This window comes from Alteraurantiacibacter aestuarii, from assembly GCF_039523595.1.
Taxonomy (GTDB): Bacteria; Pseudomonadota; Alphaproteobacteria; order Sphingomonadales; family Sphingomonadaceae; genus Alteraurantiacibacter; species Alteraurantiacibacter aestuarii.
In genome coordinates, this window is record NZ_BAAAFP010000002.1 from 77,856 (window position 1) to 90,057 (window position 12,202).

Here is a 12,202-nt window from a genome sequence, read left to right on the forward strand (position 1 = left end):
GCGCAATCGGCATGAAAAAAGGGCCGAAGGATCTCTCCCCCGGCCCCGTTTCGGTGTTTGTATGGTGACAGGGCTTAGAAGCCCATGCCGCCCATTCCGCCCATTCCGCCCATATCGGGCATGCCGCCACCGGCACCCTTGTCCTCAGGGACTTCGGAAATGGCCGCTTCGGTGGTGATCAGCAGGCCGGATACAGAAGCTGCATCCTGCAGCGCGATGCGAACGACCTTGGTCGGATCGATCACGCCGGCAGCCACCAGGTTCTCATACACGTCGGTTGCCGCGTTGAAGCCCTGCGTTTCGTCACCTTCACGCAGGAGGTTGCCCGAAACCACGGCGCCATCATGGCCCGCATTCGACGCAATCTGACGGATCGGGGCGAGGATCGCCTTGCGCACGATATCGATACCGCGGGTCTGGTCGTCATTATCGCCCTTCAGGCCTTCCAGTGCTTTGGTGGCATACAGCAGAGCCGTACCGCCACCGGGGACGATGCCTTCTTCAACCGCAGCGCGGGTAGCGTGGAGCGCATCATCGACGCGGTCCTTGCGTTCCTTCACTTCGACTTCAGACGCGCCGCCGACCTTGATCACGGCAACACCGCCGGCCAGCTTGGCCAGACGTTCCTGCAGCTTTTCCTTGTCGTAATCGGACGTGGTGGTCTCGATCTGGGCGCGGATCTGCTCGACCCGGGCCTTGATATCGGCAGGAGCACCGGCGCCATCAACGATGGTGGTGTTGTCCTTGTCGATGGTGACGGTCTTGGCTTCACCCAGCATGCCCAGCGTAACGCTTTCCAGCTTGATGCCGAGGTCTTCGGAGATCATCTCACCCTTCGTCAGGATGGAGATATCCTGCAGCATTGCCTTGCGGCGATCGCCAAAGCCGGGAGCCTTCACGGCAGCGATCTTCAGGCCGCCACGCAGCTTGTTGACCACCAGCGTAGCGAGAGCTTCGCCTTCGATGTCTTCGGCAATGATCAGCAGCGGACGCCCGGCCTGCACCACGGCTTCCAGAACCGGCAGCATCGGCTGCAGGTTGGACAGCTTCTTTTCGTGGATCAGGATGTAGGGGTTATCCAGTTCAACCGTCATCTTCTCAGGATTAGTGACGAAGTAGGGCGACAGATAGCCGCGATCGAACTGCATGCCTTCGACAACTTCGAGCTCGAATTCGAGGCCCTTGGATTCGTCGACGGTGATCACGCCTTCCTTGCCGACCTTCTCCATCGCTTCGGCGATCTTCTCGCCTACTTCGCGGTCGCCATTGGCGGAGATGATGCCGACCTGGGCGATTTCGGAGGAGCCGGAGACTTCCTTCGAACGGCTCTTGAGGTTTTCGACAACCTTGAGCACGGCGAGATCGATGCCGCGCTTGAGGTCCATCGGGTTCATGCCCGCGGCAACCGCAGTCATGCCTTCACGCACGATGGCCTGAGCCAGCACGGTGGCGGTGGTGGTGCCATCGCCAGCAGCGTCATTGGCCTTGGAAGCCACTTCGCGCAGCATCTGTGCGCCCATGTTCTCGAACTTGTCCTTGAGCTCGATTTCCTTGGCGACGGTAACGCCGTCCTTGGTGATGCGCGGTGCGCCGAAGCTCTTGTCGATCACGACGTTGCGGCCCTTGGGGCCGAGCGTAACCTTTACGGCATTGGCGAGCGTATCAACGCCCTTGAGAATGCGTTCGCGCGCGTCGCGGCCGAACTTTACGTCCTTGGCAGCCATGATGTTTCTCCTGAATTGGGTTGTTTACAAGGTAAGCGGGGAATGGCGGCGATCAGCCGAGCACGCCCATGATGTCGCTTTCCTTCATGATCAGCAGGTCTTCGCCATCCAGCTTGACCTCGGTGCCGGACCACTTGCCGAACAGCACGCGGTCGCCAGCCTTGACGTCGAGCGGGGTGACGGTGCCGTCTTCGGCCCTGGAGCCGGTGCCAACGGCGACGACTTCGCCTTCGCTGGGCTTTTCCTTGGCGCTGTCGGGGATGATAATGCCGCCAGCGGTCTTCTCTTCTGCTTCGATACGACGAACCAGAACGCGGTCGTGCAACGGACGGAATGCCATAGTGATGACCTCTTCCTTGGATTGAATGGTTGTTTCTCTTGGCACTCTCCTATCAAGAGTGCCAACGGGGTCGCATATGGTTGGGCCGGGCAGCACCGTCAACCACCGCCGGGGACATTTTTTTGAATCGAGCCAGCGTGTTGAGCCCGGCGCGTTGAGATCAGCGCGAGATCAGACCGAGCACTTCGCGCTGATGCCAGCGGCGCAGCAACAGGCCCGATGCGAAGACAAGTCCGGCGGCCAGGCCGATCCACACGCCCACGCCGCCAAGCGGGGTAAAGAAGCCCAGCCCGATCGCCAGCCCGTATCCGGGCACCCAGTAGGAGAACAGCGCGATCCACATCGGCACGCGCGTGTCCTTCAGGCCGCGCAGCGCACCCAGCGCCACAACCTGCAATCCATCGAACAGCTGGAAGCAGGCGCCCACCACCAGGAACGAGGTGGCAAAGCCGACCAGCGCCGCATTCTCGGCACTGAAAGGGTCGATATAGATGATCAGCAGATATTCGGGCACCAGCAGCATGGCCGATGCGGTCAGCACCATGAAGCACGTGCCCATGGCGATGCCAGCCCAGCCGGCGCGGCGCACGCCGGTATTCTCGCGCGCGCCGGCATAATAGCCGACCCTGATGGTCGTCGCCTGCCCCACGCCCTGCGGAACCTGGAACGCCATGGCGGCGATCTGCATGGCCAGCGCATGGGCGGCCAGTTGCTGCGCGCCGATCAGCCCCATCAGGAAGGCGGCGCCGCCAAACACACCGGCCTCGGCCACGATAGTCAGGGCAATCGGCGTGCCGATGCGCACCAGCTCCATCAGCCGCTTCCAGTCCGGCCGCCAGAAGAAGCCGAACACGTGATAGCGGTGCAGGCGCGGATCGATCCTGATCGCAATCACATAGGCTGCAAGGATCGCCAGCGAGGTGATGACCGTGGCAATCGCCGCACCCTCCAGGCCCAGCGCAGGGGCGCCCAGATTGCCGAAGATCAGCGCGTAATTGCCCAGCGCATTCACGAAAATGCCCAGCGCGGTGATCAGGGTGGCAAAGATCGGCCGGCCCAGCGTGGAGACGAAATTGCGCATCACGCCGGACATGACCATCGGCACCACGGCCCAGATCAGCACGGCCATGTAATCGCCCGCAAGCGCGGCAATATGGGCGTCCTGCCCTGTCAGCAGCATGAAGCGTTCTGCCTGCGCACACATTATCATGACCGCCACGCCGCCCGCCACGGCCAGCCACATGGCCATGCGCACAGCGCGCCTGATCGGGCGCAGGGCGGGTGCGCGTGCGCCCAGCTCTGCCGCCGCTACCGGGGCGACCGATCCTGTCAGCCCCTGCAACGCCCACACCAGCAGGCCGAACATGGAAACCGACAGCGATGCCGCGGCCAGCTCCGCCGCGCCCAGCCGGGCAATGAACACCACGTCGATCGCATAGGTCAGCATCTGCAGCAGATTGGCGAGCGCCAGCGGCCCCGCGATGCGCAGGGTCTCGATGCATTCGGCCTTCCAGCCGAGCGGTTCGGGGTGAGCAATGGGTCTCATGGCGTGTCTTGCAAAAAGCCGGCCCGGATAGGCGGGCGGCCAGCAGGACGAAAGCGCCGAACCGGTTGCAGATGAAATTTACCACTTCACTGCGGCAGCTTGGACACAAATCCGGGCGTTGGCACGTGTTCGTGCGTTGGTACTTGCGGATGGCCGTGCACTGGCGATAGGAGCGGGCTTCGTATTTCAAACAGGAATGGGAATTCCATGCGCAACTATCGTAGTCTTGTCACCGCTTCGGCTCTCTGTCTGGCGCTTGCCGCCTGCTCCTCGCCCGATCAGGACGAAGCATCCGCCGGTGACGACGCCGCGGAAGTCGTGACCCAGGATGAACTCGCCGCCGTTGAAGGCGAAGGCGACATGGCCGGTGAAGTCGCGGACGGTGAAGCCGAAGACGGCGCAGAAGAACCTGCTGCCGAGCCGAGCGCCACGCCAACCCCCACGCCTTCTGCCGCCGTGGCACCTGCGCCGGCCGTGGCGATGGCTGCGCCCGCAGCATTCACGCAATGCGCCATTTGCCACTCGGTGGAGCCCGGCAAGAGCGGTATCGGTCCCTCGCTCGCGGGTGTTGTCGGCCGCCGTTCGGGCAGCGTTGCCGGCTTCTCCTACAGCCCGGCCATGCGCGAAGCAGGCCTGACGTGGAACGAAGCGACTCTGCAACGCTATCTGGGTGATCCGGCTGGCGTTGTTCCGGGCACCACCATGGCGCTGCCGGGTATTCCCGCCGCCGATCGCTCGGCGATTATCGCTTATCTGAAGACCAAGTAAGGCGCGGGCAGGCCGGGTCACACCGGCCCCAGCTTCATGTGAGGCTTTTCGGGCAGCCCGGTGACGATCGCGTCGCCGGGCTGTACCGTCCCGCCTGCAATGGCGACGCACATGATCCCGGCCAGGCGTTCGATCGCTCCGTCCGGCTGCTTGCGCGCAAGATGACTTAGCAGGCCGGGGCGGAAAGCTTCGATCTGGGCACAGGGATTGCGCAGGCCCGTCACCTCCAGCACAACATCATCGCCAATGTGCAGCAATGTTCCCAGCGGCAGGTCCAGCAGGGCGATACCGCGCGTGGCTATATTCTCGCCCAGCATTCCCGGCCCGATGGCAAAGCCATGAGTCTCCAGCCAGTCGAACAATTCCGCGTGGATCAGGTGGAGCTGGCGCAGATTGGGCTGGTCCGGATTGGCCGCCACGCGAGAGCGGTGCTGAACCCGCTCTCCGGCATGGGCATCGCCCTGCACGCCCAGACCGGCGATAATGGTGATGCCGGGCGCGGCCTGCTTGGAAAAACGATGGTCGATGCTGGCGGCCACTGCCACCACTTCTGCGCCGCTATTGCCACTTTCATCCGCCATCGCACCGCCTCAGGTGCCGCGCAATATCGGCGTGAGCAAGCGAAAGCTGTGCCTTGCACGCCGACCGGCGCAATCTGGCGCAAGCAAATGCGGCGCAAAAGAAAAGGGCGGCGCCTCCAGATGGAAGCACCGCCCTTGTCCTGTTCTTGTCTGCCGAAATGGCAGGACCAGATTACTTCAGTTCGACGGTGCCGCCGGCTGCTTCAATCTTGCCCTTGATTTCTTCGGCTTCAGCCTTGTTGACGCCTTCCTTCAGCGGCTTCGGCGCGCTTTCAACAAGACCCTTGGCTTCGGTCAGACCCAGGCCGGTAATGGCGCGGACTTCCTTGATCACCTGGATCTTCTTGCCACCGTCGCCCGTCAGGATGACGTCGAATTCGGTCTGCTCTTCAGCAGCAGCGGCATCGCCGCCACCAGCTGCAGGGCCAGCAACAGCAACAGCTGCAGCGGCGGAAACGCCCCACGCTTCTTCAAGCGCCTTGGCGAGTTCGGCAGCTTCCATAACGGTGAGCTGCGACAGGTCTTCTACAAGCTTGGCAATATCGGCCATTGTGCTTCACTCCAATAAAATTGACTGGTCCGGATGCGTTGTGCGTCCGGGTAATTCGCTGATGCGTTAAACCGCTTACGCTGCGTCCTTGGCCGCATAGGCCCCGAATACACGTGCAAGCTTGGCCGCGGGCGCATTGACAACCTGGGCAATTTTCGTTGCCGGGGCGTTGATGAGACCCACGATCTTGCCACGCAGCTCGTCGAGAGAAGGCATCGAGGCAAGCGCCCTGATCCCTGCTTCGTCGAGCACCACCGTCCCCATGGAACCACCGACGATTTCCAGCTTGTCGTTCGTTTTCGCGAAATCGACAGCGGCCTTGGCGGCCGCGACCGGGTCAACAGACCAGGCCAGTGCGGTCGGACCGGAGAGAAATTCTTCCAGGCCGACGTAATCGGTATCCTTGAGGGCGAGCTTGGCGAGGCGGTTCTTCGCAACCTTGTAGGACGCACCGGCGTCACGCATCTTCGTGCGCAAGGCGGTGGACTGGTCCACCGTCAGGCCGAGATTACGGGTGACAACCACCACGCTAACCTCGTTGAAGACTGCATTCAGCTGAGCGACCGCATCGGTTTTTTGCGAACGATCCATGCCGTACTCCTTCACTATGGCCGCGATGGTTTTGAAAACCCGCGCGACCGGCTCATGTTTGTCCATGCCGCACATGCGACACGGGCGAGTCCGTTGAGGGGGAAGGAGGCGTGCGAACCAGCAAGTGGCAGCACAAGGGCGATACGCAAATGGCATCGCCGGAAATCTCTGTCCCCGTCTAGGCTGGAAATTAAGAAGGCCCAATTGCCTCCACCAACTGTCTCGGACGGATGACCGGCAAACTTCCTGCCAAAGCAAAAAGACCCGCCGGTCGAGGGCGGGCCTTTAGCTTTCGGGGTGGATGAGTCAAGCCATTTAGGCGTCAACCACTCCGTCTGTGCGCTTCTCTTCATAGCCCAGCAGGTCACCCGGCTGGCATTCCAGCTCGCGGCAGATGGCCTCCAGCGTGGAAAAGCGCATCGCCTTGGCCTTGCCGGTTTTCAGGATCGAGAGATTGGCCAGTGTCAGACCCACACGTTCGGCCAGTTCGGTCAGCGTCATGCGGCGTTCGTGCAGCAGGTCGTCCAGTCTTACGTTGATCGGCATCAGACCACTCCTTCCAGCTCTTCGCGCATTTCTGCGCCTTTGCGGAACACCCGGGCGAGGATGAACAGGGTCAGCACCAGCAATATTCCTCCGCCGGAAATTCCCACGTTCAAATCGACGCTGCCATCCTCCGGGGTGAATTGGCTGAACCAGCCGCCAATTATCATGATCGGTACGCCCAATATCTGCGCCGCCAGAGCCAGCCAGCCCATCTTTGCCAGGCGATTGCCGTTCTCGGGCTGGAAGGGGTCGCCTTCATTGACGGTCGCCACGATCGCATAGAGCTCACGAAAGAACCGGTAGGCCAGGAACAGCAGGCCAACCAGCATGACGACGGCCGCAACAAGCGCCCAGATTGCACTGGCGGGCGCACCGACCTCTGTCAGCGAGATAATGGCCTGCTCACGCAGCACGGTAGGCAAAGCGCCCGCGACGATGGCAAGCAAGGCCATTCCAAGAATGGTCAGGCCGATCAGGATCACCAGCAGGATGCGGGCCGATCCCATCAGCGGGTCTGTTGTAAGCTTGTTCATGTCTGCCTCCTTCAGGCGATAGTGGGCGCGGATACCGAAACGCCCGAAAGGACCGGATCGGCGGGGATATTGATCACCGCACCAAAGCTTCCCGCGAACAGGGCGATGGCGGCAATCGCGGCGAGGCCGTTCTTAAAAATACGTGTCATTGATCGTTCTCCAATATGGTCGATATCGATATTCAATAAGGCGAGTCGGATTTATTGTCAATCGATAATATCGATAAACGATATGTAGGGGATTGGGGTGGGGGGTTGTTTGTTTTCCGCACGCGCATTCGGATTTGTTTGTTTGGCCTCAAACGCCGGCGGCCCCATCCGGGGCCTCAGGCTTTCGGGCTAACGCCCGGCGCGCGTTCGCGCTTGCGGGTTGCTGGACGCAGCCCGAACCATTCCCGGCCATTTCCGTATCGCTCTGGCTCGGTCGGCGACCAGCCGACCGCAAGGCCAAAGGCCGCCCGCAGCCGCCCCGCAGTGGAGCAAAGCGAAACGAAGGGAATAGCGGCGAGGACGCGCGCCCGGATGGGCGTGCGGAAAACAAACAAGCACGCCCATCCGGGCGTGCGCAAAGAAGGCAATGTTTGACTCACGCACCCCCGTTACCTATGTAGCAAGCCAACCGGACAGCTTCGAGCAAGGCGCGCCATACGCGGGGGCACGCCAGGGAAGGAAGCCCGGTTTCCGTGAGATGATTAGTCAAGGCTGTGGTCCGGCTCCCCAAGGGGCGCCCGGTGACTACGGCTTTTTGCGCGTCTCACGGCTCCTCCCGTCTGCACAGAAATTCCGCCGGAACCATCTCGGTCCGGCCCAAGGCAAGAGGCATATTCCTCCTATGGCGAGCAAGTCGAAGGCACCGGTTGCGACCGGCACCAAGAAGAAGCGCATCCGCAAGATTTTCGGCGACATCCACGAAGTGGTGCAGATGCCGAACCTGATCGAGGTGCAGCGTGAGAGCTATGAGCAGTTCCTCCGCTCCGATCCCAAGATCGACTATGTCTCGGGCCTTGAGAAGACGCTGCGTTCGGTGTTCCCGATTCGCGACTTCGCCGGTTCTGCCGAGCTCGACTTCGTTCATTACGAACTGGAAGACCCCAAGTACGACACCACCGAGTGTCGCCAGCGCGGCATCACCTATGCCGCCCCGATGAAGGTCACGCTGCGCCTGATCGTGTTCGAAGTCGATCAGGAGACCGAAACCCGCTCCGTGCTCGATATCAAGGAGCAGGACGTGTACATGGGCGATATGCCGCTCATGACCGAGAACGGCACCTTCTGCATCAATGGTACAGAACGCGTTATCGTCAGCCAGATGCACCGTTCGCCCGGTGTGCTGTTCGACCATGACCGCGGCAAGACCCATTCCAGCGGCAAGTTCCTGTTTGCCGCCCGCGTGATCCCCTATCGCGGTTCGTGGCTCGATTTCGAATTCGACGCCAAGGACATCGTCAACGTGCGTATCGACCGCAAGCGCAAGCTGCCGGTTACCTCGCTGCTGTACGCCCTGGGCCTGGATGAAGAAGCGATCCTCGATCACTTCTATGACAAGGTCACGTGGAAGCGCGTTTCGGGCAAGGTTGGCGAAGGCTGGGAAATTCCTTTCGTGCCCGAAGCATGGCGCGGCCAGAAGCCCGCCTTTGCACTGGTTGACGCCAAGACCGGCGAGGAAATCTTCCCCGCTGGCCAGAAGGTCTCTCCGCGCGCCGCCAACAAGGCGGAAAAGGATGGCCTCAAGACCCTGCTGATCCCGACCGAGGAAATTTTCGGCCGTTATGCCAGCGTGGACCTGATCGACGAGACCACCGGCCGCATCTACATCGAAGCGGGTGACGAGGTTTCTCCGGAGAACCTGGAAAAGATCGACGCTGCCGGTATCGACCAGCTCGACCTGCTCGATATCGATCACGTTTCCACCGGCGCCTGGATGCGCAACACGCTGAAAGCCGACAAGTCGGAGAACCGCGAAGAAGGCCTGGAAGCCATCTACAAGGTGATGCGTCCCGGCGAGCCGCCGACGAAGGAAACTGCAGAAGCCCTGTTCGAAGGCCTGTTCTTCGACAGCGAGCGTTATGACCTTTCTGCCGTTGGCCGCGTGAAGCTGAACATGCGCCTTGGCCTCGATGCCGAGGACACCGTGACCACGCTGCGCAAGGAAGACATCCTGGCCGTGGTCAAGGAACTGGTCGACCTGAAGGACGGCAAGGGCGAAGTCGACGATATCGATAACCTCGGCAACCGCCGTGTGCGTTCGGTGGGCGAGCTGCTGGAAAACCAGTACCGCGTCGGCCTGCTGCGCATGGAACGTGCGGTCAAGGAACGCATGTCCAGCGTAGACGTGTCGACCGTGATGCCGAACGACCTGATCAACGCCAAGCCGGCTGTTGCCGCAGTGCGCGAATTCTTCGGCTCCAGCCAGCTGTCGCAGTTCATGGATCAGACCAATCCGCTGTCCGAAGTGACCCACAAGCGCCGCGTTTCGGCACTCGGGCCGGGCGGCCTGACGCGTGAGCGCGCGGGCTTTGAAGTGCGCGACGTTCATCCCACCCACTATGGCCGTATCTGCCCGATTGAAACGCCGGAAGGCCCGAACATCGGCCTGATCAACTCGCTGTCGACCTTCGCCCGCGTGAACAAGTATGGCTTCATCGAAACGCCCTATCGCCTCGTCTCCGATGGCGTGGTGTCGGGCGAAGTGCGCTACCTTTCCGCAATGGAAGAGCAGAAGCACACAGTGGCGCAGGCTTCGGCTGACATCGACGAGAACGGCAAGTTCATCGAGGACCTGATCTCGGCGCGCCAGAACGGCGAGTTCGTGATGAGCCCGTCCGCGCAGGTTACCCTGATGGACGTTTCGCCCAAGCAGCTGGTGTCGGTTGCCGCATCGCTGATCCCGTTCCTGGAAAACGATGACGCCAACCGCGCGTTGATGGGGTCGAACATGCAGCGTCAGGCTGTGCCGCTGGTAAAGGCTGAAGCGCCTTTCGTCGGTACCGGCATGGAAGAGACCGTGGCCCGCGATTCGGGTGCGGCCATTTCCGCCATCCGCGCCGGCGTGATCGATCAGGTCGACGCCACGCGCATCGTGATCCGTGCATCGGGTGATGTGGACGCCGGCAACCCCGGCGTGGACATCTACTCGCTGCAGAAGTTCCAGCGCTCCAACCAGAACACCTGCATCAACCAGCGTCCGCTGGTGAAGGTAGGCGAAGTGGTGGAGAAGGGCGACATCATCGCCGATGGCCCCTCCACCGATCTGGGTGAGCTGGCACTGGGCAAGAACAGCCTCGTCGCCTTCATGCCCTGGAACGGCTACAACTATGAGGACAGTATCCTCATTTCCGAACGCATCGTGAAGGATGACGTCTTCACCTCGATCCATATCGAGGAATTCGAAGTCATGGCCCGCGATACCAAGCTTGGTCCGGAGGACATCACCCGCGACATTCCCAACGTCGGTGAGGAAGCCCTGCGCAGCCTCGACGAGGCGGGCATCGTCTACATCGGTGCCGAAGTGCATCCGGGCGATATCCTGTGCGGCAAGATCACGCCAAAGGGCGAAAGCCCGATGACCCCGGAAGAAAAGCTGCTGCGCGCCATCTTTGGCGAAAAGGCATCGGACGTACGCGATACCTCGCTGCGCCTGCCGCCGGGCGTGGCCGGCACCGTGGTCGAAGTGCGCGTGTTCAACCGTCACGGTATCGAGATCGACGATCGTACCCGCGCCATCCAGAACGAGGAAATCGAACGCCTCAAGAAGGATAGCGAGGACGAGCGCAACATCCTCAACCGCGCAACCTACAACCGCCTTGCCGAAATGCTTGACGGGCAGACGGTCTCCGCTGCTCCCAAGGGCGTGAAGAAGGGTGTGAAGATCGACGCCGACCTGCTCGAATCCATCGAGCGCTACGAATGGTTCAAGTTCGCAGTTGCCGATGACAACATGCAGGCGCAGCTGGAGGCTGTGAAGTCCCAGTATGACGAGGCGGTCAAGGCCATCAAGGACAAGTTCGAGGACCGCAAGGAGAAGCTCGAACGCGGTGATGAGCTGGCTCCTGGCGTGCTCAAGATGGTCAAGGTGTTCGTGGCGGTGAAGCGCAAGCTGCAGCCGGGCGACAAGATGGCCGGCCGTCACGGCAACAAGGGTGTGATCTCTCGCATCCTGCCCGCCGAGGATATGCCTTTCATGGCCGACGGTACGCCGGTCGATATCGTGCTCAACCCGCTGGGCGTGCCTTCGCGCATGAACGTGGGGCAGATCTTCGAGACCCATCTGGGCCTCGCTGCGCGCGGTCTTGGCCAGCAGGTAACGCGGGCGCTGGAGGAATGGCGTGAAGCCAATCCCGATCCGCTGACCGCCAAGCCGCCAGAGGCCGTGGTCGAGAAGCTCAAGGACGTTTACGGCGAGCGCTATCATGACGATATCGAAGGCCGTTCGGTGGAGGAAGTTGTCGAACTGGCAACCAATCTGAAGAACGGCGTGCCGATGGGCACTCCGGTGTTCGATGGTGCCAAGGAGCAGGATGTCACCGACATGCTGATCAAGGCCGGCTTCGACAGCTCCGGTCAGGTCGATCTGTATGATGGCCGTACCGGTGAAGTGTTCGACCGCAAGGTAACAGTGGGCTACATCTACATGCTCAAGCTGCACCACCTTGTTGACGACAAGATCCACGCCCGTTCGATCGGCCCGTACTCGCTCGTTACCCAGCAGCCGCTGGGTGGTAAGGCGCAGTTCGGTGGCCAGCGTTTCGGCGAAATGGAAGTCTGGGCCCTGCAGGCATATGGCGCTGCCTATACCTTGCAGGAAATGCTGACGGTGAAATCGGACGACGTGGTCGGCCGCACCAAGGTCTACGAAGCGATCGTCAAGGGTGACGATACGTTCGAGGCCGGCATTCCGGAAAGCTTCAACGTGCTCGTCAAGGAAATGCGCTCGCTGGGCCTCAACGTCGAACTCTCATCGCTGACAGATGGCGATGACGATGCGGACGGCCTCTCGATCGCGGCTGAATAACAGGGGCACGGGC

At 61.5% G+C, this 12,202-nt stretch carries 11 protein-coding genes; 2 read left to right on the forward strand and 9 right to left on the reverse strand.

Annotated elements, in window-relative coordinates; translation table 11 throughout:
• Positions 1–74: 74 nt before the first annotated feature.
• The 3 genes from groL to ABDZ98_RS04070 all read right to left on the reverse strand — a co-directional run bounded on the left by groL (position 75) and on the right by ABDZ98_RS04070 (position 3,610).
• Positions 75–1,724, reverse strand: coding sequence for a chaperonin GroEL (gene groL / locus ABDZ98_RS04060; protein ID WP_160589167.1), 1,650 nt, complete (start codon positions 1,722–1,724; stop codon positions 75–77).
• 52 nt (positions 1,725–1,776) lie between these two features.
• Positions 1,777–2,064, reverse strand: a complete 288-nt coding sequence (gene groES, locus ABDZ98_RS04065) for a co-chaperone GroES (protein WP_160589168.1) — start codon at positions 2,062–2,064, stop codon at positions 1,777–1,779.
• 160 nt (positions 2,065–2,224) lie between these two features.
• Positions 2,225–3,610: an MATE family efflux transporter gene (locus ABDZ98_RS04070; protein WP_160589169.1), complete on the reverse strand. Its 1,386-nt coding sequence runs from the start codon at positions 3,608–3,610 to the stop codon at positions 2,225–2,227.
• Between the two features lie 207 nt (positions 3,611–3,817).
• Between ABDZ98_RS04070 and ABDZ98_RS04075 the strand changes: the two genes are divergently transcribed.
• A complete protein-coding gene (locus ABDZ98_RS04075; protein ID WP_237437293.1) occupies positions 3,818–4,378 on the forward strand; it encodes a c-type cytochrome in 561 nt (186 codons plus the stop codon).
• Positions 4,379–4,395: 17 nt separating this feature from the next.
• On the opposite strand, the gene ABDZ98_RS04080 is transcribed toward ABDZ98_RS04075, so the two are convergent.
• From ABDZ98_RS04080 to ABDZ98_RS04105, 6 genes are all read right to left on the reverse strand, one after another.
• Positions 4,396–4,959 carry an MOSC domain-containing protein gene (locus ABDZ98_RS04080; RefSeq protein WP_160589170.1) on the reverse strand — a complete coding sequence of 188 codons (564 nt, stop codon included), beginning with the start codon at positions 4,957–4,959 and terminating at the stop codon, positions 4,396–4,398.
• Positions 4,960–5,131: 172 nt separating this feature from the next.
• Positions 5,132–5,509 (reverse strand): 50S ribosomal protein L7/L12, encoded by a 378-nt coding sequence (gene rplL / locus ABDZ98_RS04085; protein ID WP_160589171.1) that lies wholly within the window; start codon positions 5,507–5,509, stop codon positions 5,132–5,134.
• Between the two features lie 75 nt (positions 5,510–5,584).
• Positions 5,585–6,100, reverse strand: a complete 516-nt coding sequence (gene rplJ, locus ABDZ98_RS04090; protein WP_160589542.1) for a 50S ribosomal protein L10 — start codon at positions 6,098–6,100, stop codon at positions 5,585–5,587.
• Positions 6,101–6,415: 315 nt separating this feature from the next.
• Positions 6,416–6,646 (reverse strand): helix-turn-helix domain-containing protein, encoded by a 231-nt coding sequence (locus tag ABDZ98_RS04095; RefSeq protein ID WP_160589172.1) that lies wholly within the window; start codon positions 6,644–6,646, stop codon positions 6,416–6,418.
• Positions 6,646–7,179: a DUF2975 domain-containing protein gene (locus ABDZ98_RS04100; protein ID WP_160589173.1), complete on the reverse strand. Its 534-nt coding sequence runs from the start codon at positions 7,177–7,179 to the stop codon at positions 6,646–6,648. Before ABDZ98_RS04100 ends, ABDZ98_RS04095 begins: the two co-directional genes overlap by 1 nt.
• An 11-nt stretch (positions 7,180–7,190) precedes the next feature.
• Complete coding sequence (locus ABDZ98_RS04105) at positions 7,191–7,328, reverse strand: hypothetical protein (protein WP_160589174.1); 138 nt, start codon at positions 7,326–7,328, stop codon at positions 7,191–7,193.
• Between the two features lie 682 nt (positions 7,329–8,010).
• Between ABDZ98_RS04105 and rpoB the strand changes: the two genes are divergently transcribed.
• The gene (rpoB, locus tag ABDZ98_RS04110) at positions 8,011–12,189 is read left to right on the forward strand and encodes a DNA-directed RNA polymerase subunit beta (protein ID WP_160589175.1); all 4,179 of its coding nucleotides are present in this window, start codon (positions 8,011–8,013) and stop codon (positions 12,187–12,189) included.
• Positions 12,190–12,202 lie beyond the last annotated feature (13 nt).

Excerpts from the sequence above, each read along its gene's own strand:
- ABDZ98_RS04100 (WP_160589173.1), bottom strand. The coding sequence starts at position 7,179 with ATGAACAAGCTTACAACAGACCCGCTGATGGGATCGGCCCGCATCCTG.
- ABDZ98_RS04080 (WP_160589170.1), bottom strand. The coding sequence starts at position 4,959 with ATGGCGGATGAAAGTGGCAATAGCGGCGCAGAAGTGGTGGCAGTGGCC.
- rpoB (WP_160589175.1), top strand. The coding sequence starts at position 8,011 with ATGGCGAGCAAGTCGAAGGCACCGGTTGCGACCGGCACCAAGAAGAAG.
- groL (WP_160589167.1), bottom strand. The coding sequence starts at position 1,724 with ATGGCTGCCAAGGACGTAAAGTTCGGCCGCGACGCGCGCGAACGCATT.
- rplL (WP_160589171.1), bottom strand. The coding sequence starts at position 5,509 with ATGGCCGATATTGCCAAGCTTGTAGAAGACCTGTCGCAGCTCACCGTT.
- ABDZ98_RS04095 (WP_160589172.1), bottom strand. The coding sequence starts at position 6,646 with ATGCCGATCAACGTAAGACTGGACGACCTGCTGCACGAACGCCGCATG.
- rplJ (WP_160589542.1), bottom strand. The coding sequence starts at position 6,100 with ATGGATCGTTCGCAAAAAACCGATGCGGTCGCTCAGCTGAATGCAGTC.
- ABDZ98_RS04070 (WP_160589169.1), bottom strand. The coding sequence starts at position 3,610 with ATGAGACCCATTGCTCACCCCGAACCGCTCGGCTGGAAGGCCGAATGC.
- ABDZ98_RS04075 (WP_237437293.1), top strand. The coding sequence starts at position 3,818 with ATGCGCAACTATCGTAGTCTTGTCACCGCTTCGGCTCTCTGTCTGGCG.
- ABDZ98_RS04105 (WP_160589174.1), bottom strand. The coding sequence starts at position 7,328 with ATGACACGTATTTTTAAGAACGGCCTCGCCGCGATTGCCGCCATCGCC.
- groES (WP_160589168.1), bottom strand. The coding sequence starts at position 2,064 with ATGGCATTCCGTCCGTTGCACGACCGCGTTCTGGTTCGTCGTATCGAA.